Source organism: Arthrobacter sp. TmT3-37, from assembly GCF_054510835.1.
In genome coordinates this window covers 1-21,649 of sequence record NZ_JBTNDU010000022.1, presented here as the reverse complement: position 1 = coordinate 21,649, position 21,649 = coordinate 1, and the positions used below count along the sequence as shown (strand labels likewise).

General features: G+C 66.6%; 22 protein-coding genes. 15 read left to right on the top strand and 7 right to left on the bottom strand.

The genetic code is table 11. From position 1 onward, the window contains the following. Positions 1-62: 62 nt before the first annotated feature. Both ACX80U_RS18180 and ACX80U_RS18175 read right to left on the bottom strand, forming a co-directional pair. Entirely contained in the window at positions 63-980 is a 918-nt protein-coding gene (locus tag ACX80U_RS18180; RefSeq protein WP_459269445.1) for an NmrA family NAD(P)-binding protein, read from the bottom strand. Further along, the gene (locus ACX80U_RS18175; RefSeq protein WP_459269444.1) at positions 977-1,579 is read right to left on the bottom strand and encodes a MarR family winged helix-turn-helix transcriptional regulator; all 603 of its coding nucleotides are present in this window, start codon (positions 1,577-1,579) and stop codon (positions 977-979) included. Before ACX80U_RS18175 ends, ACX80U_RS18180 begins: the two co-directional genes overlap by 4 nt. A 54-nt stretch (positions 1,580-1,633) precedes the next feature. Between ACX80U_RS18175 and ACX80U_RS18170 the strand changes: the two genes are divergently transcribed. The 3 genes from ACX80U_RS18170 to ACX80U_RS18160 all read left to right on the top strand — a co-directional run bounded on the left by ACX80U_RS18170 (position 1,634) and on the right by ACX80U_RS18160 (position 4,664). Then, the gene (locus ACX80U_RS18170) at positions 1,634-2,914 is read left to right on the top strand and encodes an epoxide hydrolase family protein (RefSeq protein WP_459269457.1); all 1,281 of its coding nucleotides are present in this window, start codon (positions 1,634-1,636) and stop codon (positions 2,912-2,914) included. Positions 2,915-3,661: 747 nt separating this feature from the next. Next, on the top strand, positions 3,662-3,784 hold the full coding sequence (locus tag ACX80U_RS18165; RefSeq protein WP_459269443.1) for a hypothetical protein: 123 nt from the start codon (positions 3,662-3,664) through the stop codon (positions 3,782-3,784). Between the two features lie 124 nt (positions 3,785-3,908). Continuing rightward, a complete protein-coding gene (locus ACX80U_RS18160) occupies positions 3,909-4,664 on the top strand; it encodes a GAF and ANTAR domain-containing protein (RefSeq protein ID WP_459269442.1) in 756 nt (251 codons plus the stop codon). Positions 4,665-4,781: 117 nt separating this feature from the next. On the opposite strand, the gene ACX80U_RS18155 is transcribed toward ACX80U_RS18160, so the two are convergent. Further along, the gene (locus ACX80U_RS18155) at positions 4,782-5,558 is read right to left on the bottom strand and encodes a GAF domain-containing protein (RefSeq protein ID WP_459269441.1); all 777 of its coding nucleotides are present in this window, start codon (positions 5,556-5,558) and stop codon (positions 4,782-4,784) included. 280 nt (positions 5,559-5,838) lie between these two features. Between ACX80U_RS18155 and ACX80U_RS18150 the strand changes: the two genes are divergently transcribed. The 5 genes from ACX80U_RS18150 to ACX80U_RS18130 all read left to right on the top strand — a co-directional run bounded on the left by ACX80U_RS18150 (position 5,839) and on the right by ACX80U_RS18130 (position 10,667). Further along, positions 5,839-6,228 (top strand): ArsR/SmtB family transcription factor, encoded by a 390-nt coding sequence (locus tag ACX80U_RS18150; protein ID WP_459269440.1) that lies wholly within the window; start codon positions 5,839-5,841, stop codon positions 6,226-6,228. Between the two features lie 67 nt (positions 6,229-6,295). Continuing rightward, on the top strand, positions 6,296-6,718 hold the full coding sequence (locus ACX80U_RS18145; RefSeq protein ID WP_459269439.1) for an arsenate-mycothiol transferase ArsC: 423 nt from the start codon (positions 6,296-6,298) through the stop codon (positions 6,716-6,718). 155 nt (positions 6,719-6,873) lie between these two features. Next, entirely contained in the window at positions 6,874-8,409 is a 1,536-nt protein-coding gene (locus ACX80U_RS18140; protein WP_459269438.1) for an arsenic transporter, read from the top strand. A 326-nt stretch (positions 8,410-8,735) separates the two neighbouring features. Beyond that, on the top strand, positions 8,736-9,527 hold the full coding sequence (locus ACX80U_RS18135) for a ZIP family metal transporter (protein ID WP_459269437.1): 792 nt from the start codon (positions 8,736-8,738) through the stop codon (positions 9,525-9,527). 183 nt (positions 9,528-9,710) lie between these two features. Next, positions 9,711-10,667 carry a manganese catalase family protein gene (locus tag ACX80U_RS18130; protein ID WP_133079904.1) on the top strand — a complete coding sequence of 319 codons (957 nt, stop codon included), beginning with the start codon at positions 9,711-9,713 and terminating at the stop codon, positions 10,665-10,667. A 170-nt stretch (positions 10,668-10,837) separates the two neighbouring features. On the opposite strand, the gene aztA is transcribed toward ACX80U_RS18130, so the two are convergent. Further along, positions 10,838-11,533 (bottom strand): zinc ABC transporter ATP-binding protein AztA, encoded by a 696-nt coding sequence (gene aztA / locus ACX80U_RS18125; RefSeq protein WP_459269436.1) that lies wholly within the window; start codon positions 11,531-11,533, stop codon positions 10,838-10,840. Between the two features lie 152 nt (positions 11,534-11,685). Here aztA and aztB point away from each other — a divergent pair, with 152 nt between their 5' ends. From aztB to ACX80U_RS18100, 5 genes are all read left to right on the top strand, one after another. After that, on the top strand, positions 11,686-12,594 hold the full coding sequence (gene aztB / locus ACX80U_RS18120) for a zinc ABC transporter permease AztB (protein ID WP_459269435.1): 909 nt from the start codon (positions 11,686-11,688) through the stop codon (positions 12,592-12,594). Positions 12,595-12,784: 190 nt separating this feature from the next. Further along, positions 12,785-13,855: an ABC transporter gene (locus ACX80U_RS18115; protein ID WP_459269434.1), complete on the top strand. Its 1,071-nt coding sequence runs from the start codon at positions 12,785-12,787 to the stop codon at positions 13,853-13,855. After that, a complete protein-coding gene (aztC, locus tag ACX80U_RS18110) occupies positions 13,852-14,769 on the top strand; it encodes a zinc ABC transporter substrate-binding protein AztC (protein WP_459269433.1) in 918 nt (305 codons plus the stop codon). The genes ACX80U_RS18115 and aztC overlap by 4 nt, the downstream gene beginning before the upstream one ends. A gap of 26 nt (positions 14,770-14,795) precedes the next feature. After that, positions 14,796-16,052 (top strand): zinc metallochaperone AztD, encoded by a 1,257-nt coding sequence (gene aztD / locus ACX80U_RS18105; RefSeq protein ID WP_244185965.1) that lies wholly within the window; start codon positions 14,796-14,798, stop codon positions 16,050-16,052. A gap of 264 nt (positions 16,053-16,316) precedes the next feature. Further along, a complete protein-coding gene (locus tag ACX80U_RS18100; RefSeq protein ID WP_459269432.1) occupies positions 16,317-16,571 on the top strand; it encodes a hypothetical protein in 255 nt (84 codons plus the stop codon). An 86-nt stretch (positions 16,572-16,657) separates the two neighbouring features. Here the strand turns inward: ACX80U_RS18100 and ACX80U_RS18095 are convergent, their stop codons facing one another. The 3 genes from ACX80U_RS18095 to ACX80U_RS18085 all read right to left on the bottom strand — a co-directional run bounded on the left by ACX80U_RS18095 (position 16,658) and on the right by ACX80U_RS18085 (position 19,567). Beyond that, positions 16,658-17,557, bottom strand: coding sequence for a universal stress protein (locus tag ACX80U_RS18095; protein ID WP_459269431.1), 900 nt, complete (start codon positions 17,555-17,557; stop codon positions 16,658-16,660). Between the two features lie 656 nt (positions 17,558-18,213). Beyond that, on the bottom strand, positions 18,214-18,474 hold the full coding sequence (locus ACX80U_RS18090) for a hypothetical protein (protein WP_133079911.1): 261 nt from the start codon (positions 18,472-18,474) through the stop codon (positions 18,214-18,216). A gap of 121 nt (positions 18,475-18,595) precedes the next feature. Beyond that, positions 18,596-19,567: an EamA family transporter gene (locus tag ACX80U_RS18085; protein WP_459269430.1), complete on the bottom strand. Its 972-nt coding sequence runs from the start codon at positions 19,565-19,567 to the stop codon at positions 18,596-18,598. A gap of 87 nt (positions 19,568-19,654) precedes the next feature. Here ACX80U_RS18085 and ACX80U_RS18080 point away from each other — a divergent pair, with 87 nt between their 5' ends. Together ACX80U_RS18080 and chvE are read left to right on the top strand one after the other, a co-directional pair. Next, positions 19,655-20,200 carry a CGNR zinc finger domain-containing protein gene (locus ACX80U_RS18080; protein ID WP_459269429.1) on the top strand — a complete coding sequence of 182 codons (546 nt, stop codon included), beginning with the start codon at positions 19,655-19,657 and terminating at the stop codon, positions 20,198-20,200. A 233-nt stretch (positions 20,201-20,433) separates the two neighbouring features. Continuing rightward, positions 20,434-21,558: a multiple monosaccharide ABC transporter substrate-binding protein gene (gene chvE / locus ACX80U_RS18075; protein ID WP_459269428.1), complete on the top strand. Its 1,125-nt coding sequence runs from the start codon at positions 20,434-20,436 to the stop codon at positions 21,556-21,558. Positions 21,559-21,649 lie beyond the last annotated feature (91 nt).

The window sequence follows — 21,649 nt, the reverse complement described above, 5'->3', positions numbered from 1 at the left end:
CTCCACGCTTCCCGGCACCTGTACGAACACGGGCGGCCCTACCCCGTTCGCCGGCGCCGCGGTCAGCCTCTGGTGCCGGTGCCCTCGACGTGCGCCTCGAGGACGTCGCGGACGCCCGTCCAGGCCTGCGGTCCGTAGCGATCGTTGTCCACGTGCCGCAGCTCGGCCTCACCGCTGAACATGCTGACGAAGTACTGCATGCCCTGCCATGCCGGGAAGGTCGCCTCCTCGTCCCTCGACACGCGACGGCCGATCCTGGCCATGCCGGACAGGATCCCCGTGGTACCGGCCCACTGCGTGGTGAACGGGGTGCCGGTGAGTCCTGTCATGATCCGCGCGATGTCCCGTGCCGTGACGCGGTCCCCCGCCACCTCGACGACACGGGGCGCGGCGTCGTCCAGCGCAACGTGCGCGACGGTCCGGGCGACGTCGTCCTTGCTGGTGAAGTCCAGCACCTGGTCCGGCGAGGACCAGTAGAGCACCCTGCGCCGGGCGAAGAGGATCATCGGAGCCTGCCCGGTCAGCATGTCCGCGAAGGCGCCGTTCAGGACGGACGTGGCGCGGATCGGAGCCGCATCGAGGTACGCGGCGAAGTCCCTGCGCAGCTCGAAGTTGCGGTTGCTGCCCGGGCTGACGCGGCGGTAGTCCGCCGAGTAGTCGGAGGGGACGAACCGTGCCACACCCGCCTCGACGGCCGCGGCGAGCAGCGCCCGCTGGGCATCGAGGACCACCGTCCGTGCCCCGCTGACAGCGGACACGACGACGTCGGTACCGGAGAGCGCGGCGACGAGGCCCGCGTGATCCGTATAGGCGGCCTCCCGGACCTCCACGCGACCCTGCTCCCCGAACAGGGCCTGGGCGGTCCCGCTGCCCGGACGGGTGAGGACACGCACGAGGGCTTCGGGATGCGCGGCGAGCAGTTCGCGGACGATCCGGCGACCGAGGTCACCGGTGGCGCCGGCGACGAGGAGGGTGGTCATGACGGGGTGCTCTTCTCTGTGGGGGCGCTGTCACGGACGTCGGTCCGACGTCGAGGGGGTGGGGAGTCAGGCGCGACCACCGGCTGCTCGGCTCCCGCCGGCGACCCGATGCACGATTCGGCGTCACCGGCGTCGAGCGCGACGCGTGCCATGAGCCGGCGGAGCTGCGACTGCTCGTCTGCGGTGAGTCCGCGCAGGAGTACGCCCTCGACCTCGCGGAGGGCTGCCCGGGCCGAGGCGAGGAGGGCACGGCCGTGGGCGGTGGGCAGGACCTGGCGGATCCGGCGGTCCTGCGGATCCGGTCGGCGTTCGACGAGGGACTCGCGTTCGAGGGCGTCGACGACGTAGGTCATCGCGGTCTTGTCGATACCGAGCCGCTGTGCCAGGACGAGCTGCGAGGTCGGATCCTCTGTGGTGATCGCCACGAGGACCTGGTAGCCGCGGGGCCCGCCGGGCACGTCGGCGACGGCGCCCGTCGCGATGCGCGAGAAACCCTGCGACATCGCCTGGAGGGACCAGCCGAGTTCCGTCCGGATGCCTCCGGCCTCCCAGTCGACGACTGAGGGATCGAGAGGGTCGGGGACAGGAGCAGCGGGCATGAGGCAATAGTAGCAAGAAAAGATGATCTCACTTATAGACGATCTGTGGGTGAGATGATCGGACATCTACCGGTCGGCTCGTCCGCCCCCTGCCTGAAGGTCGCCATGCCCCACGCACACTCCTCCGTATCGGACCTCCCGTCCGTGGAACATTCCACCGATCCGACGGACGTCCGCCCGTTCAACCTGCACGTCCCGGACGCCGATCTCGATGACCTCCGCCGGCGTATCCGGTCCACCCGATGGCCGGACCGCGAGACCGTGGCGGACACATCCCAGGGACCGCGGCTGGAGAAGCTCCAGGCGCTGGCCCACCGCTGGGCCTCCGCGTACGACTGGCGCCGCACCGAGGCGCTGCTCAACGCGTGGGGCCAGTTCACCACCACGATCGACGGGCTCGACATCCACTTCGTGCATGTCCGGTCCTCGGTACCCGGGGCTCCTGCGTTGCTGCTCACGCATGGCTGGCCAGGATCGGTCCTGGAGTTCCGGCACGTCGTCGGGCCGCTGACCGACCCGGAAGCGCATGGCGGCAACGCCTCGGACGCGTTCGACGTCGTCATCCCGAGCCTGCCGGGATTCGGGTTCTCCGGGAAGCCCACCGGGACCGGCTGGGACACGCAGCGGACGGCCGGGGCCTGGGCCGCGCTCATGGAACGTCTCGGGTACACGCGCTGGTTCGCCCAGGGCGGTGACCTCGGCGCCTCCGTCACCGCCGAACTCGCGGTTCTGCAGCAGTCGCAGGACATCGGACTCGCCGGCATCCACCTCAACATGGCCCTCTTCATGCCCTCCGACGAGGAGATGCATTCGGCCTCCGACGAGGAGCAGGTGATGCTGCAGGAGGGCGGATACTACTGGCAGACGCTCTCCGCCTACTCGCAGCAGATGTCCACCCGGCCCCAGACGATCGGCTACCCGCTCTCGGACTCGCCGGTCGGTCTCGCGGCGTGGATCTACGCGATGTTCCAGGACGTCGGAGGTTCGCACGACCGGCACGGGGATGCCGAGGCGATCTTCACCCTCGACGAGATGATCGACGACATCATGCTGTACTGGCTGCCCAACACGGCGGCGTCGGCGGCCCGCATGTACTGGGAGGCGGGCAGGAACGGCTGGGCCAACCCGGGAACGATCGAGGAGCCGCTCACGCTTCCCGTGGGGCTCAGCATCATGCCCGGCGAGTACGTCCGCCGTTCACGCCGCTGGGCCGAACGACGCTACACGGACCTGGTGCACTTCAGCGAGGTTTCGGACGGCGGCCACTTCGCGCTGCTCGAGCAGCCGGAGCTCCTGGTCGACGACATCCGGGCGACGTTCCGCCCGCTGCGGTAGGGCAGCCCGTTGGCGGCGTCTCCGCATCATGTGGGTGAGCGATCCGCCACTGGGAGGTCGCCCATCCGCCACACCTCCTTGGAGGTTCGACTTCTTCTGTTCAGCTGTGATCGGGATCTGTCACCGGATGTTCAGCTTCTGCTGGTGGCTTCCCCGAGAATCAGGTCTAGTGTTCACAACACACATAGGTCCAGACACGGGCCACGGATGTGCATCGCACCCGGAGACGGCCATGACCGACTTTCTGAACAATCCCGCATCAGGAACCACCACCTCGGCATCGAAGTTCACGCTTCTCACGAACACCAGAACCTCCAGGGGATCCGCGCGCCCTGGACAGTCCGGGGCCGTTGATACGGACCGGCTGACTGCGTGGGTTGCAGCCGAGCAGGATCGCGACGACGCTCCCACCGATGAGCAACTGACTCCAGCCGACATCGCAGCGCTGTCCACACGACGATTGCGGATCCTGCTGAACCAGGCGTACGCACTGATGGACGCTGATCACCCGCCATATGGAGCACATGCCCGGTACCAGATGCTCATCGACGAGCTCGAGCGGCGGGTCGAGGCCGCCGTGGGTCGGGCGCCTGCATCTCCGTGTGGCTCATGGCCCCCTTGTTCATCCGTCATCAGGGCGTCCAGTTGCTGCCGCAGCTACTGACTGAAGCACTCCACAGCACTCCACAGCCCTCCTGAAGGCCTCCCCTTGCACGCACCCTCCCTCACGGCTTCACCTCAGCTGTCATGATCGGCGCTGCACGTCTGGCGTTCGTCGCGGAGACGGCCCGGGTCGACATCACCAGGGCGCACTGTCGCGCAGCCGGCAATGACAAGGACGCGGACGGCGGGTTCTGCGGCCGTCGCTGAGGGCGCTTGAGGCATCGTGGAGATGGGCTTCGGTGCGATTGCCGTAGCATTCGATGAGCGCTTGAGGTGGCCACTGGTTCAGCAGCGAGCCTTTTCTGCCGACCGATACGTGGATGAGGACTTGATGCCGGACGAGAATGAACTGGCCCGTGAGGCCGAGCGGGACACCATCACCGCTCAGCTGCAGAACATGGTGCTCGAGAGCGATGACGTCCAGGAGTTCCTGACCGGGCTCGTCAGTGTCGCTGCGGAGGCTTTCACAGGGCGCTACGGGGACATTTTCTGCGGGATCACGCTTCTGCGGCCGCGATCCATGACCACTGTGGCCAGCAGCAGTGCCAGGGCCCAGCAGGTTGATGAGGTGCAGCACGGATTCGACGACGGACCGTGTCTGCAGGCGGCCCGTGAGGGCGTGACGGTCCACATCCCGGATTTCCTGACCGAGACCCGGTTCCCGGAGTACCGGGAAGCGATCGCAGCGCACGGGCTGCGATCAGCACTCGGGATACCGATACGTCTGGATGAGGGTGCGAGCGCCGGCCTGGACTTGTACTCCACGGAACCCGGAACCTTCGATGACAAGGGCATTCGTGTCGCCGAGGGTTTCGCCCGGGATGTGTCCCAGTCCCTGCGTCTGGCGGTGCGGGTCGCGAAGCTCACGGACGCGGCAGCGAACATGCGGGTGGCCATGGAGTCCCGGACCAGTATCGACATGGCGATCGGGGCGATCATGGCGCAGAACCGGTGCGGACAGGAAGAAGCGACCGCGATCCTGCGCCGCGCTTCCTCGAACCGGAACGTGAAGCTCCGCGACCTGTCCGTCGACATCCTCGCCTCGCTCGGACAGCACGAACCCGTCACCACGCACTTCGAGTCCTGATCCTGGCCTGCACCTCCCGGCGGGCGGCTCGACAGACGCTCCACGCACCTGCCATGGGAGGGCTCAGAGGCAAGGCGGCAGGGGTATGGAGGATGTGGGATCCGTGCTGCGTGATGGTCAGGCGTTGATCTCGTCCTCGACGAGGCGGGCGATCCTGCGCAGGAACCGCCCGTCCTGCGCCGAGAAGCTACGGGGGTGCTGATCGATGACGCACAGGGTCCCGACGGTCCATCCGCCCGGACCGCGCAGGGGATAGCCGGCATAGAAGCGGATGAACGGCTCCCCGACCACCAGGGGATTCGCGCTGAACCGGTCGTCCTCGAGCGCGTCCGGGACGATCAGCGGTCCCGCATTACGGATGGTCGCATTGCAGAACGTGATCTCCCTCGGCAGGTTCTGCTCGATGGGTCCGAGGACAGACTTCAGGAACATCCTGTGATCATCGATCAGGGCCACGATGGAGGAGCTGACCTGGAAATAATCCCTGGCCTGCTGCGTGTACCGGTCGAAGCATGCCTCCCCTGGTGAGTCCAACAGGTTCGTCCGGGTGACGGCGTCGAGGCGTTCCTGCTCGGCTTCCTCCGCCGTGAACAGGAACGCACCCAGGGCGCCCAGGGACCGCTTGGAGTCCTCGGATGTTTCGGCAGGTTCGTCCTCCTCGCTGCGGGGAACACGGATGTCCACCGGCGTGTGTTCGAGGAGCTCGTTCATGGCATCGGCGAGAATGTTCCGCTCACTTCCATGCAGGACGAGCAGTCCGCCGAGGTAGGCCTGGACCTCGAACTGGGAGACGCTGCCGCCCAGGGCGTAGTACTTCACCCACAGCTCACTCACCGTGCAATGCGATCTCGCCAGGGCGAGCGTCGTCAGCCTGATCTGTATCTGGCCGTTCATTGGACCTCCGAGCCCGACCGTCCCCACTACCGAGTCCCACATGCTGAATCCGAGGCAGTGGCCCGATCACATCGATAAGAGCCCCGGCCGATCATCAGCCTACTTACCTATTCCACCGTAGTGCACGCTCTGCTCCTCGCCGGACTGCTCGTCCTTTTTGTGCCTCGATGCCACGTGATGCGCCATCGCCCGCACTATCGATCACCGGCCCGCCCGAAATGCCCATGATCCTGGCCTGCGCCATATCGACGGTTGTCGATGTACGGGTATGCTGGCTGGCATGACGGCGATTTCCGAGCCCCGAACCATTGCTTCGACCAAGGACTTCGCGACCATCGAGATGGTTGATGCGGGCCCGTGCTGCGTACCGTCCGGGGCGCCCGCGATGAGCGTGGAGCGGGCTGAAGCATTGTCCAGGCAGTTCAAGGCGATCGCCGATCCGAATCGGTTGCGTCTGGTCTCCCTGATTTACTCCAGCGCAGAGAACGAGGCGTGCGTGTGTGATCTCACCGAGCCGCTGGACCTTGGGCAGCCGACGGTGTCGCATCATCTGAAGATCCTCGTCGACGCCGGGATCCTGCACCGCGAGAAGCGCGGCGTGTGGGCGTATTTCTCGATCGTGCCCGGCGCTCTGGACGCCCTCGCCGGCGTCCTCACCGAACCCGAGTAACACCCCAGCCTCCCGAATCCTGCTTGGCCCCTGCTTTCCTCCTTACCGACCAGAAGTGAGTATTCCTGTGAGTTTCAAGGCTGATAAGCTCTCTGTCCTGTTCGTGTGTGTGAAGAACGGGGGGAAGTCCCAGATGGCCGCCGGTTTGATGGACAAGGTCGCAGGAGACTCCGTGACCACCGCCTCTGCCGGGTCGAAGCCCGGATCCTCCGTCAATGCCCTGTCTGCCGTGGTCCTGGCGGAGGTCGGGGTCGACATCAGTCAGAAAGTGCCCCGCCAGATCACCGTCGAAGACCAGCAGCAGGCGGACCTCGTGGTCATCCTCGGCGCCGAGGCGCAGGTCGACGAGGTCGAAGGCACCCTGTACGAGCGGTGGGAGACCGACGAACCCAGCGAACGCGGCATCGACGGGATCGAGCGGATGCGCCTGGTCCGCGACGACATCCTCGACCGCGTCACCGCCCTCCACGCAACCCTCACCACTCGCTGACCCCAGCACCAGGGCTTCTCACCCGGGCGACAACGGTCATGTTCTCTTGCCGGCGCCCGGTGTTCGCTTCCGAGCCCGTTACAACCTCACCTCACACCCACAGGTGAGTTCGTCGGTGCGTCTTTTCCTGCCCTCCTGCTAGGAGCCCTGCTGCTATGACTGCCATGACCGTGGTCGCCGTCCTGATCTTCCTCGCCACCCTGACCCTGGTCATCTGGCAACCCAAAGGCCTCGGCATCGGCTGGTCCGCCCTCGGCGGCGCGGTCCTCGCGCTTCTGACCACGGTGGTGAGCCTGTCGGACATCCCGGTCGTGTGGGACATTGTCTGGAACGCGACCTTCGCGTTCGTCGCGATCGTGATCATCTCCCTCATCCTCGACGAATCCGGGTTCTTCACATGGGCGGCCCTGCACGTCGCCCGCTGGGGCAGAGGCAACGGGCGCCTGCTCTTCACCCTCATCGTCCTGCTCGGTGCCGCGATCGCGGCCGTGTTCGCGAACGACGGAGCGGCGCTGATCCTCACGCCGATCGTCATCCAGATGCTCCTGGCCCTGAAATTCCCCGCGAAGGCGTCCCTCGGATTCGTCATCGCCTGCGGTTTCATCGCCGACGCCGGGAGCCTGCCCCTGGTCGTCTCCAACCTCGTGAACATCGTCACCGCCGACTTCTTCGACATCAGCTTCGCCCGCTACGCCGCGGTCATGGTCCCGGTCGGCATCGTGTCCGTCGCCGCGAGCCTCGGCGTTCTCCTGCTGTTCTTCCGCACGGTGATCCCCCGCACCTACGACATGAGCGCCCTCGAGACACCCGAGTCGGCAATCGCGGACCCCCTGACCTTCAAGACCGGGTGGGTCATTCTCGGAGTCCTGCTCATCGGCTACTTCGCCGCCGAACCACTGCACATCCCACTGTCCGCCGTGGCAGGTGTCGGCGCAGTGGTCCTCATGCTGGTGGCATCCCGCAAACCTGCCTTCCTCTTCCCACGCATGCCCGTCCCGGCGATGCAGGAACCTGTGTCCGAGATCGATGCGGCAGGGCAGGCAGCCGACCTCGACTACGAAACTGTCGGAGCGGCCCACCGCCCCACCGGTGCCACAGCGAACAGTGCCCACCCGGCCTCTGGCACGTTCAGCTCGGACGTGAACGACGATGCGTCCCCCTCCTCAGCTGGTGGCGGTGCGGCTACGCTCCCGAACGGTCGGATCTCCGTTCCGCGGATCCTGCAGGAAGCACCCTGGCAGATCGTCCTGTTCTCCATCGGCATGTACCTCGTCGTCTACGGATTGCGGAACCAGGGCCTCACCGACGAACTCGCCGGCGTGTTCTCGGCCATCAGCAACAACGGCGTGCTCATCACCGCGCTCGGCGTCGGCGTCCTCGTCGCGGTCCTCGCGTCCCTGATGAACAACATGCCCACCGTCCTCATCGCCTCCCTCGCCACCGGGGCCGCGGGAGCAACCGGGCTGACGCAGGAGGCGATGATTTACGCCAACGTCATCGGGTCCGACCTCGGCCCCAAGATCACCCCCATCGGCAGCCTCGCCACCCTGCTCTGGCTCCACGTCCTGGACCGCAAGGGCATCCACATCGGCTGGGGCCAGTACTTCCGCACCGGGATCCTCCTGACCATCCCCGTCCTCATCATCACCCTCCTCGCCCTCGCCGGCTGGCTCACCATCATCGGCACCTGAACACCTTCACGCCTCCGGTCGCCGCGCTCCTGAACCTGTGCACCACCCGAAGGCGTCTGACGACGCGATGCTCGAAAGAGATCGGCGGACTCACGTTCATACGCCGGCATCCGGATGCGCCGGAAGATCAGCGTGATTCCTCTGCAACCAAGTCAGGAACGGCTTGTTGTCGGCGTGAGTGACGCCGCCGAGAACTCTTGAGAAGCGCCCTACTAGCGACGGGAGGTGGAAAGGCGCACTGCAGTGCGTGTCGAAGTAGATCCTGAGAGAAGGGCTTCTCGCCGTCGTCGTTGGCCTGGCCCCTGTCGTGGTCGCATACTGGCCGCATGATGATGTCGCTCGTGTTCGGTGTGGTGGCCTCCAGCGCGCTGATCATCGGGGCGCTGGTCGATGTGCGGTTCAACCTGCCCAAGAGGGTGCTGGCAATCCTGCTGTCCTTCGCCGCAGGATCTCTGATCACAGCCCTGGCCTTCGAACTGTTCGAGGACGCCTTCGAACAGGGTGGTATCTGGCGGGCAGCACTGGGCCTGCTTGCAGGCGCTCTCGTCTTCACCGTCCTCAGCGCCCTGCTCGATCGATGGGCCCAAGCCGGCGAGGATCCCGCACCGGCCGACGAGCACGAAGGCAGCGTGAAACTGGACACCGACGCTGCCGCTTCGGACCATCCCGCGTCCCAAGCCTCAGTACGCGGCGCGGCAGGCCTGGCCCTGCTCGCCGCCGTCACGCTCGACGGGGTCCCGGAGAACGTCGCCCTCGGCGTGGCACTGGGCGGAGGCACCGGAGGCCTTGCCCTGCTGGCTGCGATCTTCGTCTCCAACCTCCCCGAAGCCCTCGTCGGAGCATCATCCATGCGCTCCCAGGGCTCATCGACGTCGAAGATACTCGGCCTATGGGGAGCCTGTGCCGTCCTCCTGGTTGCCGCCGTCCTCATCGGCGCCGGCCCCCTCTCAGGGGCAGACCCGGAAGCCATCTCACTGCCCCTGGCTTTTGCCGCCGGCGCTGTCATCGCGTCCCTGGCCGACACCCTCATGCCCGAAGCCTATGAACACGGGGGACCCGCAGTAGCCATGAGCACCGCCGCCGGTTTCGTCCTCTCCTTCACCCTGTCCCTCATGTAAACGTCCAGGTCGGCATTCCTACGACTAGGTGCTTCGCCCCTGATACCGCTGCGCGCTGGTGCACACTCCAGGCATTCGTTCGAACTCCCTCGCAGCAGGTCGCTGCCCACTTGTGGTCTCGGGTCCGGCGGTGGAAGGTGAAGGTAAGGCGGCTTCCTTTTCCGCCTGTCATCAGGAGGTTCCATGTTCTTCCACGTTCAGCAGCTCATCAACGAGATCATCCCCGACGAGCCGGATCCCGCCGCCGCCAACGCCCTGCAGGAAGGTCTCGGCGGGCAGTTCGGCGAGATGCGCACCATGATGCAGTACCTGTTCCAGAGCATGAACTTCCGTGGCGCAGCCGCCAAGCCCTACCGCGACCTGATCCAGGGCATCGGCACCGAGGAGATCAGCCACGTCGAGCTGATCGGCACCACGATCTCCCGGCTCCTCGACGGCTCCCCCCGCTATCAGGGCAAGCTCGAGGATCCGCTGGACACCCCGGGGGCCGGTGGCGCGATCCCGTTGAACCTGGCCCTGTCCCAGGGCAACATCCACCACTACCTCGTGGGCGCACAGGGTGCACTGCCCGTCGACTCGGCGGGCAATCCCTGGAGCGGCAGCTACGTGTACAACTCGGGCAACCTTCCCCTTGACCTGCTGTACAACCTGATGCTCGAGGCGACCGGCCGGCTGCAGAAGTGCCGCATGTACGAGATGACCGACAACAAGACCGCCCGCTCCACGATCTCCTACCTGATCGTCCGCGACCAGGCCCACGAGAACGGTTACGCGAAGGCCCTCGAGACCCTCGGGGTGAACTGGAAGTCGCTGCTACCGATCCCGAAGACCAACGCCGAGCAGTTCCCCGAGGTCAAGAAGCTCCTCGACCTGGGGTTGCAGAGCAAGCAGTACACCTTCGATCTCAAGGGTCAGTCGGAGGCCGGCAAGATCTACCAGGGGTTGTCCCCGTCGAACGACGGAACGACCCTCGACGCCAGCGAGCAGGCCCCCGAGGGCGTGCCGTCGGAGATCGCCCCCGAGCGGCTGGAGGAGTTCGCCCCCGGGCTCGACCCCCAACTGCTCGACCTGATCCAGGCGACGGCCGATATGGAGATGGCCGACATCGACGCGACATTCGGCCCAATGACCACCAAGTAACTGCCAACACTCATCGGAGGGGGTGCCGGCGACAGCTGGCACCCCCTCTCATGTGCACCGTGATTCGAAGTCCTCCCGACGGCCTCTGAGCGCCCTTGAGCTGATGGCTCCACGTCCGACTACGCAACACGCCGTATCCGCAGACAGGGATCCAGGCCTCCGTCCTCGGATCAGCCCCGCCGGCATACCCCGGCTCCGTCGACCCGCGCATGGGACCGCGGGATGGCCGGGCCACCAGACGTTCCGGAGTCGGGCGAGATGCGACCTGCATCGAGGGTGATGATGTGGTCGGCCGCGGCAAGGGTGGTCTCGTCGTGGGAGACGCAGACGACGGTTGCCCCGCGACCCCGCTCCGCGACCAGAACCTCTGCCACGAGGGCCCGTGTGGTGGCGTCCAGACCGGTGGTGGGCTCGTCGAGCAGGACGATGTCCGCGCGCTGTGCGAGTCCTTGAGCCAGGAAGGCGCGTTGTCGCTGCCCTCCCGACAGCGCATTCAGGGGCCGGCTCTGATAGCCGGCCAGGCCGACGAGGTCGATGCACTCATCGATGATGCGGTGATCCTCGGCGTGCAGGCGTCGCAGCATTCCCGCCGTGGACCAGCGACCCATGGTTACGACGTCGCGAACCGTGAGCGGCATGCGGTCGGAGACTTCGCTGCGCTGGACGACAAGCGCCCTGCGCGCATTCCGGGATATCGACACCGTTCCGCGGCGGGGTGCCAGCACCCCGGCAAGCACCGCCAGCAGCGTGGATTTTCCTGAGCCATTGGGTCCAGCGATCGCCGTGACGGCGTCGGGCTGGATCGACAGGGTGATGCCGCGCAGAGCGTCGACTCCGTCGTGATCGAACCACACATCCGTCAGCACGATCGGCCCCGATGAACCAGCCCCCGAGTCCGACGGGGGCGGGCTGGATCTGCTGAAGTGCTGCTGAGGCGGGGAGGAGGCGCGTCGAGCGGAAGGCATCCCACGAAACTAGCATATTGAGAACGAAACTCATTTAAGTCTAGGGTGGCAGGGTGACCCTGTTCCTCGAACCTTTCTCCACGGACTTCATGCTGCGTGCTCTCATCGGCGGTTCGCTGTGCGCCGCCATCTGCGCCGTGGTCGGCACGTGGGTGGTCATCAGGGGCATGGCGTTCCTCGGGGAGGCGATGGCGCACGGAATGCTGCCCGGCGTGGCCCTCGCGACATTGGCGGGTGTCCCGGTCATCCTCGGCGCGGCCTGCAGTGCCGTGGTGATGAGTCTTGGCGTGAGCTTCCTCGCCCGGCGGGGCCGGCTGTCCCATGACACGAGCATCGGTCTCTTCTTCGTCGGCATGCTCGCCGCGGGGGTCATCATCATCTCCCACTCCCGCAGCTTCGCGACCGATGCCACAGCCACCCTGTTCGGCGACGTCCTCGCCATCGGGCCCAGCGAGGTTCAGCTCCTTGCCGGCGCACTGATTCTCACGGTGCTGATCACCGCAGGTTTCCACCGCTCCTTCGTCGCCCTCGCCTTCGACCGCCGCGTCGCCCACGTCATGGGACTGCGTCCCCGGCCGGCCCAGGTACTCCTCGTCGGACTCGTAACCCTGGCCGTCGTCGCCTCCTACCAGGCGGTGGGCGCCTTGCTGGTCATCGGACTGCTCCTCGCCCCTGCTGTCGCCGCTGCCGCGTGGACCACGCGCATCCCGACGACCATGGGGCTTGCGGCCCTGATCGGGGCGTTCTCGGTCTTCCTCGGGCTCCTGGCTTCGTGGCATCACGGGACGGCCGCCGGCGCTTCGATCGCCCTTGCCGCCATCGCCTGTGCCGCCATGTCGAGCATCGTCCGCGGCATGACCCGGCGCACCACCTCTTCTGACAGTTCTCCACAGAACGTCGATCGTCCAGCCGGTTCGGAACCGGAACGTCCATCACAGAAAGCCCTTCGTGCGAACGCCTGAAACTCTTGTGCTCTGCCTCCCTCTGCTCGCCCTGACTCTTACTTCCTGCTCCACCACCACCCCGTCCGGCCCCTCCGCGGATATCACCAGTGGCCCTCCGGCCGCCTCCAGTTCGGCCTCGCCCCAGATCGGCGACGGTCACGGAACACTCGAGGGCTCCACGGAAGTCGCTGAACCGCAGCTTTACCTGATGACCCTGGACACCGGCGGACGGATCGACCTGCTCAACCTCGCCGATGGAACGACCACCACCGTCGGCGATGTCCCCGAGATCAGCAGCACCTCGACGGACGGGCGGTACCTCTTCGCGTCCTCAGCGACCACGGGAGCCCTGACGATCGTCGACAGCGGCATGTGGACGTGGGATCACGAGGACCATTTCCACTACTACAGCGGCGAACCCAGAACCATCGGCACCGTCGAAGGCGACGGCGAAGCCGTCGTCACCTCCGGCTCATCGGGGACGGGCGTCTACTTCCCCGACAGCGGCAAGGGCACCGTGTTCGACAACGATGCCCTGGCCAGGGGAGAGCTCGATGTCCGCACCGAACTCTCCGGAGAACCACATGCCGGGATGCTCGTCCCGCTCTCGGACCTCACCCTCCTCACCGAACCCGGCAGCACGGGCACCGCCGCGTCCGTGCAGGCATACGACAAGGACGGTCGACCGATGGACGGCACGTCCGCCGAGTGCGTGGACGCCCAGGGCACCATCGCGACAGCTGTCGGCACTGTCATCGGCTGCGACGACGGCGCCCTCCTGGCAACCCTTGACGGCGATCAGGTCAGCTACGAGCGCATCCCCTACCCGGCCGACATGGACGCGCCCAAGGCCACGGAGTTCCGGGCCCGTGAAGGCCGCCCCACGGTCGCCGCCGTCGCCGGGGACCAGGGCGCCTGGCTGCTGGACACCCGGGAACGCTCATGGCAGTTCGTCCCGACCGAAGTCCCGCTCCTGCAGGTCTCCGCGGTCGACGACCGGGAAGGCCATGTCGTCGCCCTCGCCGCAGACGGCCGCATCCTCGTCCTCACCGCCGAGACCGACGAGGTGATTGCCGCCACCGGACCCCTGCTACCCCAGACCCTGCAGGACCCGGACCTGATGACCGGGGTCGAGTTGACCGTCGACCAGCAGCGCGCATACCTCAATGCCCCGGCCGAACAGACCCTGTTCGAGATCGACTTCGCCGACAACGCCCGGATCGCCCGCACGTTCGACACCGACACCGTCCCCGCGCACCTGGTGGAGGTCGGGCGATGACTCGAACACGTAGGTACGTGGCACTGGTCCTGGCCGTGACAACGATGGTCGGGGCTTCCGGGTGCGGCACCGCCGGGAGCACCAAGCCCGTCATCGTGGTCACCACGAACATCCTCGGCGACGTCGTGCAGAACGTCGTCGGCGACGAGGCCGAGGTCCGCGTCCTCATGCAACCCAATGCCGACCCGCACTCCTTCGAGATCTCCGCGCAGGACGGGGCGATGATGCGGCAGGCCGATCTCATCGTCACCAACGGGCTCGGCCTCGAAGAGGGGCTCCAGCAGCACATCGACAGCGCCCAGTCCGACGACGTACCCCTCCTCGTCGCCGGTGACGTCATCGAACCCCTCGCCTATGCGGAGGGGGAATCCGAGGGGTCCATGGACCCCCACTTCTGGACCGACCCGACACTCATGATCGAGGTCGTCGACGAACTTCAGGAGCAGACCCTGAGGATCGACGACATCGACCCGGAAGCCGTCGAGTCCTCCACCTCGGCCTACAAGACCGAGCTCACCGATCTCGACCGGACCATGACCGAAGCCTTCGCGGCCATCCCGGTGGAGCGGCGGAACCTCGTCACCAATCACCACGTTTTCGGCTACCTCGCCGAACGGTACGGCTTCCGGCTCATCGGGGCCGTCATCCCGGGAGGCACCACCCTCGCATCCCCCAGTGCCTCCGATCTCCGCGACCTCGTCGGAGCGATCGAGGAAGCACAGGTGACCACGATCTTCGCCGAGTCCTCCCAACCCGACCGCCTCGTCCAGGTACTCGCCGACGGCGCGAACATCGACGTCGACGTCGTCGAGCTCTTCACCGAATCCCTCACCGACCCGGGCGAGGGCGCAGACACGTACCTGACGATGATGCGCACCAACACCGAACGCATCGCCGCCGGACTCTCTCCGTGAAAGTCCAGAACACAGAAAGAACGATGATGACGACGAACCCGCTCCCGTACCGCCCGAAGCGCCTGGCCCTCGCAGCCACGGTCGCTACCTCCGCCCTCCTGATGACCGCCTGCGGGTCCCCCTCGGAACCGGCGGCAGACACGTCCGCCATGCCGGAGACCACCACCTCAGCCGCTGCAGCCGGCGAGCAGACGCCCCGCGTCGCCCTGACCTACGACGGCGGGATCGTGGTCCTCGACGGCACCACACTGGAGCTCGAGGGCGACCTGCCCATCGACGGCTTCACGCGCCTGAACCCCGCAGGCGACGGACGCCACGCCCTCGTCACCGTGCCCGAGGGTTTCCAGGTCCTGGACCTCGGCACGTGGACCGACTCCTCCGGCTCACAGCAGGCGGAACCGAAGCTCACGGACCTCATGTTCGAGGCCGACACCGCCGGCCACGTGGTCCAGCACGGCGACAAGACCATCCTCTACGCCGACGGCACCAGCGACACCACCATCTACACCACCGACGATCTCCTCGAGGATCCCGAAAGCCTCCCGGCGACCGAGGTCATCGAAGGCGAAGAAGCCCACCACGGTGTCTCCATCGTTCTTGACGACGGCACCTTCCTGACCACCGTCGGCAACTCCGAGAGCCGCTCGGGCATCGAGGTTCTGGACGCCGACGGCAACGAGGTCGCCACGAGCGACGAGTGCCCCTCCGTCCACGGGGAGGGCACAGCCATGAACGAGGCCGTCGTGTTCGGCTGCAGCGACGGCGCACTCGTCTACGACAACGGCGAGATCACCAAGATCGACGCGCCGGACGAATTCGGCCGTATGGGCAACGCGTACGTCAGCGAGACCAGCCCCATCATCGCCGGCGACTACAAGGACGACCCCGACCTCGAGGGCTACCTCCTGCACCAGCTCACGCTGATCGACACCGAGACCAAGACCATGACGGTGATCGACCTGCCCGAGGGCGTCGAGTACACCTTCCGTGACGTGGCCCGCGGACCGAACGACGAGGTCCTGATCCTCGCCTCCGACGGAGCCCTGCACTCGATGGACCCCGAGACCGGTGCGATCACCGACTCCCTGCCGGTCATCGACGCGTGGGAAGGCCCGGTCGAATGGCAGGATCCGCACCCCGCCATCAAGGTCGTCGGCGGCACCGCGTACATCACCGATCCCGCAGCCAAGAAGCTCCACGCCGTCGACATCGCTACCGGTGAGATCACGTCCTCGGACGAGCTCCCCGGCACTCCGAACGAGATCGCGGCCGTCGAAGGCTGACTTCGACAAGCATGACCGCAGCAGGGCCGGCACCGTCGGGGAGTGCCGGCCCCTGCTCTTTCATGTGCGGCAGCCGTCGCGGTCAGGAGTGGACACCTGCTGGGCCCTTCCAACCGGTCAGCGAGCTTCTGCCAGGTCTTGTGGGTAACACAGAGGGTAAGCTGGCTTATCAAGGTGTTCGTCTGGGTCCGGTCCGGGTCCCCAGGAGTGTTTTCAGGAACATGGACATGATCGTTCCCGGTTGAAGCCTGAGCAGGCGATGGTATGACCGCGTACACGCAACAACGGAGCACTCATCTGGCAGTCCATCATGCCGGTCTGACGTCTGCAGATCTATGGGTCCACTACTACGCGATCGGCGGGCAGCTGGAGCTCTTCGAGATGGACGCCTATCTGCACGGCGTGTACGAACTGTCGCAGAGCGAACGGAACACCGTTGCCATTGCTGTGAACGAGCTGATCGATGAGCTCCCCCAACGCCCCAGAGCCGAGTTCGTGCGACTTCCTCTCCTCGACTGACGAGGTACCGGGGTACCCGCGCGGCTCACGGCCACCTCCGTCCGCGTCGCCGCCCAGGTCGACATAGCAACTCCCCGCGTATGAGGTCAGACGCCTGGACGCCGATGGATCTGATCCGGTGCCGGGATGACGAGGGTGAGGCAGGGAGGCCGCAGCAGGACCGCGTGGGTGACAGATCCCAGTCCCATCCCTGCTCTCGCACCCTTCCCGTGCCGCCCGATGACGAGCAATGAGGCATCCCGGCTGTGTCGAGCCAGCGCACGGGCAGGCGCATGCACCGTATCGACGATCCAACTCACCATCAGGGCCGGGTACGCGGTCCGAAGTGCGCTCAGAATCGCCGACGTACTGACTGTCCGCGCCTCCGTGGCCGGTGAGGACGGCCGGACGGCCTCCACAACTCTCAGGGGTGTCCGCATCCGGTTGGCTTCGAAAGCTGCCCGTCTCAACGCTTCGTAGGACTCCGCGGACCCGTCGACGCCCGTGACGACGTGTCCTGCCCCCGTCCCGTTCTGACCACCACCTCGATGACCGAGCGGGACGATGAGCACGGGAGCCGCGGACCCGAGCGCGACCTCGATCGCCACGGATCCCTGGAAGACACCTGTGCGGGTGTTCATCCTGTCCGCTCCGACGACGAGCAGAGAAGCTCCGGCGGACAGGCCGAGCAGAGCATGGACGACATCTCCGCAATGCAGGTACGTACTCGTCCTGAGTCCCGGTGATCGCGCTTCCAGGCGCAGCGACTCGGCCTGCAGCAGAGCTCTGCCCCGTTCGACGACAGGCCCGTATCGGGTGCCGGGCGGCATCAGATCGGCACTCGGAACAGCGTGAACGAGCATCAACGCACGATCGGTGTCACGCGCACGACGTGCAGCCCATTCGAGGGCAGGATTCACTGAGGAAGCCTCGCGTACTGCAACCAGTAGCGGACGAGGTTCGTGCGCGGCCGTGGGATCGGAGTGTGGTTCGGCAACTGTCAGCATGGATACGTCCGAAGGACGGACCTGCGCGCACGGACGAGCAGTCGTCCTGATCCTGGTGCGATCGTGCGTCGGATGCGCTCGACGGCGCGTGGAGTCCCCGAGGATGGACGGGTTTCCTGCTTCCGGGCGGTCGCCGACCCGGAACTGTCCTCGTCAGCTGGGGTCGAGGCCGGCCCCCGTCCCGCCGTGCGGAAGGCACGAACGTCCGTGACCGTGGGCTGCCGGGCTGCGTGGCGAGTGAAGATGCGCATCAGCTTCTCGTCTCCTTCGTCCTCTGGGGCGACCGCGATGATCGGGCTCTGTGGTCCTGGCTGAGATCCCTCAGGTGCGGGAGCTCGGCCAGGGCCCTCCTGGAATCGGTGTCGCCACGTTCTGAGCCCGTCGCGATCAGGGCGAGCTCGGGACGGTGAGCGCAGGAGGTGCAATGCCAGGAGCGACGACAGGCGCAGCACCACGCATGACGACGGACTGTCGGCTGCCCCGGGTTGCTCGAGCACCCAGTCGCGTCATCGAGTCCGATCGTCGTTTGGCGAGTCCTCGTAGGGAGGTGTTGGATTCAGTCGCCCTGTGGGATGGACGACGGCGGACACTCGCCGGGGTCGGCGCCGGCAGGACAACCGGCAGCACGAGCGGATCGTCGGTCTTCGGGCGAGTGGTCATGCCTCAGTATGCGCCTGCACCGCAAGACGGTGTCGGGCGAGGTCCGCGCGCATCAGGAGGATGGCGCTGACCAGCCGGTACTCGTAGCGAGCCTTCTCCGGCGGGTTCTCCATGTCCAGGGCCTGGTACAGGCGGTTGGCGTGGACGCGCAGTTCCCGCATCGACATGCGCAAGTAGTTGGGCCGCGGTTGTGCGATGGCTTCCTGGGCCGGTCGGCGCACCAGGTCCGGTCTCGCAGGTGAGGTGTGAGGGCTCATCATCGACTCCGTGGGAAGGCGTTGGTCGAGCCCCCTGCTGAGCCATGTGTAGGCACTCTATCGACATTCACCTCACCGCCGGAACCCGACCCAGCATGACGACGCTGCTTCGTCCGCGCCGTCACCCCCGCGGCAACGGCTCCACCGGGTTGGGCTGGTCGAGCAGGGCAGTCCCTGCGGCGTCCGCGCTCCGCAGCTCGTCCAGCCGCACGCACACCACGCCGGCCACGATCAGGAGCCCGCCGAGCAGCTGCAGGGGTCCGGGCAGCTCACCGAGGATCAGCCAGGCCGCGAGCACCGCGAACATCACCTCGGTCAGCGCCACGAAGCTGGCCACCTTGGACCCGAGGCGCTGCGCGGCGAGGATCCCGGTCACGTAGGCGGCCACCGTCGCCACGAGGACGAGCACGGCGACCGGCACGATCCAGCTGTAGGTCGCCCCGGCCAGGGAGACGTCGGCGAACACGAACCGGAACGGCATGATGTTCGTCAGGCCGAGGACCGCTATGGTTCCCGCCGCGACCACCATCCCGCCGCCGGCCATCACGAGCGGGGGGAGGGACTCGTCCACCTTCGCGGACATGAGGAAGAACACCACGAGGCACACGGCCGCGGCGAGACCGAAGAGCACGCCGACGGGATCCAGCCGGGTGTCACCCGTGAGGTCCAGGACGAGCAGCAGTCCGAGGACGGCCGTGACGGAACCAATGATCGTGAGGACCTGCGGCGCCTTCCGCGAGCGCAGCCACAGGAAGCCGACGATCAGCACGGGCGCCAGGTACTCGAGGAGCAGCGACACCCCGACGGACATGCGCTGCACGGCATTGAAGTAGAACAGCTGGCACAGGGCGATCGCCGTGGTCCCGTAGATGACGATCGTCAGGGCATTGCCGCGGAGTGTCGCCCAGCGGCCTCGCATGGCGATCAGCACCGGGACCAGGAGCACGACGGCGGCACCCCCGATCCGGAGCCCCACGGCGGCGCCGGGGCTCCAGCCGATCTCGAGGAGGGACTTGGCGAACGGTCCGGAGACGCCGAACGTCGCGGCGGAGACGATTGCCAGCCAGAGGCCGGCGGTGGGGCGCAGGGGCACGTCCGCTCCTTCGGGTCGAGAAGTGGTGTCATGAGTGACAAGTGGTTATGGTCGTGACACTAGGGGTTCGTGATGTCAGGAGTCAACATGTCTTTCACCTATGACACGGAGGTGGCGCTCGCGTCCGCGGCCGCACTCATCAACAGTGCGAAGGACGACGTCGACCCGCTGGACACCCTGGAAGGCCTGGACCGCTTCCTCGAGGAGCAGCGCTTCTCCGGCTCGCGGACACGCACCGAGGCGGAACTCGACGCCGTGCGCGCACTGCGCGCCGAGCTGGAGGTCCTCTGGTTCGCGGACGAGGACGACGCCGTCGCGCTCGTCAATGCCATCCTGCGGCGCGCCAATGCACTCCCCCAGCTCGTCCGGCACGACGAGTGGGACTGGCACCTCCATGCCACAGCACCCGAGGCGCCGCTCGAGGAGCGGATGGCGACCGAGGCGGCCATGGCGCTGGCCGACGTGATCCGCGGTCACGAACTCGACCGCCTCCGCTCCTGCGCGGCCGAGGACTGCGACGGAGTGGTGCTGGACCTCAGCCGCAACCGCTCGAAGCGCTTCTGCGACATGGGCAACTGCGCGAACCGCACGCACGTCAAGGCCTACCGCGCCCGGAAGGCCCGGAGCGCCTGATCACCCCCGAACGTCTCACTTCGATAACGTTCGCCCACACCCTTGTCGCAGCCTGCCTTCCACGGATATGTTGTCTTCGCCTACATATCGTCGATGGTGACATCGACCGGGCGCTACAGCGTTGTATCAGCTCGATCCAGCCATAAGGCACACCAAGGCATGCCGACCGTTACCTCCGGCCCCTGCCCCGGGCGTGCCGCCACCCGGACGGATCCTTTTCAAAGGCTCAACCCATGACCACGATCAAGAATGTCTCGGCCTTCCTGCTGGCAGTCGGTGTCGCAGCGGGAATGTCGGCCTGTGCGCCGGCCGGATCGACCGCCCCCGAAGCCGAGGGCGACGACGCCACCACCAGCTGCAACGTCGGCATCTCCATGCCCACCCGCAGCCTCGAGCGCTGGATCAACGACGGCGAGGGACTCAAGGAGAAGCTCGAAGCCGCCGACTGCACCGTCGACCTGCAGTACGCGGACAACAAGACGGACCAGCAGATCAGCCAGATCCAGAACCAGGTGGCCGGCGGGGCGAAGATCCTCGTCGTCGCGGCCATCGACGGCCAGACCCTCGGGCCCGCCCTCGAGGACGCAGCGTCCCAGGACGTCAAGGTCATCGCCTACGACCGCCTGATCAACGGCACCGAGGCCGTGGACTACTACGCCACCTTCGACAACTACAAGGTGGGCCAGCTCCAGGGCCAGTTCATCGAGGAGCAGCTCGGACTGGCCGACGGCAAGGGCCCGTTCAACCTCGAGCCCTTCGCGGGCAGCCCCGACGACAACAACGCCGCGTTCTTCTTCGCCGGGGCGTGGGACGTCCTCCTGCCCTACGTCGAGTCCGGCCAGCTGGTCGTCCCCTCCGGGAAGTCGCCGGCGGACAACGACGGCTGGAAGGCCATCGGCATCCTCGGCTGGGGCTCCGACGACGCCCAGGCCGAGATGGACAACCGCCTGCAGTCGTTCTACACCGGCGGTGACAAGGTCGACGTCGTACTCTCACCCAACGACAGCCTCGCGCTCGGCATCGAGGCGTCCCTGGATGCCGCCGGCTACAAGCCGGGCACGGACTGGCCGCTCATCACGGGACAGGACGCCGACGTCGCCAACGTCAAGGCGATCCTGGCCGACCAGCAGTCGATGACCGTCTGGAAGGACACCCGCGAGCTCGGCGGCCAGGTGGAGTCGATGATCCAGGCGATCGTCGCCGGCGAGGAGGTCGAGGTCAACGACACCGAGACCTACGACAACGGCACCAAGGTCGTCCCCTCCTACCTCCTCGATCCCGTGGTCGTGGCGAAGGACGACGTCGAGCCGACGCTCGTGGAGTCCGGCTTCGTGAAGGCAGCAGACATCGGTCTCTGACCACCGAGTGCAGGAAGGGGGGGGGGGGAGAAAAGAACCCCACCCTTCCCCCCAGCGAAAAAAAAAAAACACAAGAAACAGCACCCCCGCA

Excerpts from the sequence above, each read along its gene's own strand:
- ACX80U_RS18180 (WP_459269445.1), bottom strand. The coding sequence starts at position 980 with ATGACCACCCTCCTCGTCGCCGGCGCCACCGGTGACCTCGGTCGCCGG.
- ACX80U_RS18175 (WP_459269444.1), bottom strand. The coding sequence starts at position 1,579 with ATGCCCGCTGCTCCTGTCCCCGACCCTCTCGATCCCTCAGTCGTCGAC.
- ACX80U_RS18170 (WP_459269457.1), top strand. The coding sequence starts at position 1,634 with ATGATCGGACATCTACCGGTCGGCTCGTCCGCCCCCTGCCTGAAGGTC.
- ACX80U_RS18165 (WP_459269443.1), top strand. The coding sequence starts at position 3,662 with ATGATCGGCGCTGCACGTCTGGCGTTCGTCGCGGAGACGGCCCGGGTC.
- ACX80U_RS18160 (WP_459269442.1), top strand. The coding sequence starts at position 3,909 with ATGCCGGACGAGAATGAACTGGCCCGTGAGGCCGAGCGGGACACCATC.
- ACX80U_RS18155 (WP_459269441.1), bottom strand. The coding sequence starts at position 5,558 with ATGAACGGCCAGATACAGATCAGGCTGACGACGCTCGCCCTGGCGAGA.
- ACX80U_RS18150 (WP_459269440.1), top strand. The coding sequence starts at position 5,839 with ATGACGGCGATTTCCGAGCCCCGAACCATTGCTTCGACCAAGGACTTC.
- ACX80U_RS18140 (WP_459269438.1), top strand. The coding sequence starts at position 6,874 with ATGACTGCCATGACCGTGGTCGCCGTCCTGATCTTCCTCGCCACCCTG.
- ACX80U_RS18135 (WP_459269437.1), top strand. The coding sequence starts at position 8,736 with ATGATGATGTCGCTCGTGTTCGGTGTGGTGGCCTCCAGCGCGCTGATC.
- ACX80U_RS18130 (WP_133079904.1), top strand. The coding sequence starts at position 9,711 with ATGTTCTTCCACGTTCAGCAGCTCATCAACGAGATCATCCCCGACGAG.
- ACX80U_RS18115 (WP_459269434.1), top strand. The coding sequence starts at position 12,785 with ATGACCCTGGACACCGGCGGACGGATCGACCTGCTCAACCTCGCCGAT.
- aztC (WP_459269433.1), top strand. The coding sequence starts at position 13,852 with ATGACTCGAACACGTAGGTACGTGGCACTGGTCCTGGCCGTGACAACG.
- aztD (WP_244185965.1), top strand. The coding sequence starts at position 14,796 with ATGACGACGAACCCGCTCCCGTACCGCCCGAAGCGCCTGGCCCTCGCA.
- ACX80U_RS18100 (WP_459269432.1), top strand. The coding sequence starts at position 16,317 with ATGACCGCGTACACGCAACAACGGAGCACTCATCTGGCAGTCCATCAT.
- ACX80U_RS18095 (WP_459269431.1), bottom strand. The coding sequence starts at position 17,557 with ATGCTGACAGTTGCCGAACCACACTCCGATCCCACGGCCGCGCACGAA.
- ACX80U_RS18090 (WP_133079911.1), bottom strand. The coding sequence starts at position 18,474 with ATGAGCCCTCACACCTCACCTGCGAGACCGGACCTGGTGCGCCGACCG.
- ACX80U_RS18080 (WP_459269429.1), top strand. The coding sequence starts at position 19,655 with ATGTCTTTCACCTATGACACGGAGGTGGCGCTCGCGTCCGCGGCCGCA.
- chvE (WP_459269428.1), top strand. The coding sequence starts at position 20,434 with ATGACCACGATCAAGAATGTCTCGGCCTTCCTGCTGGCAGTCGGTGTC.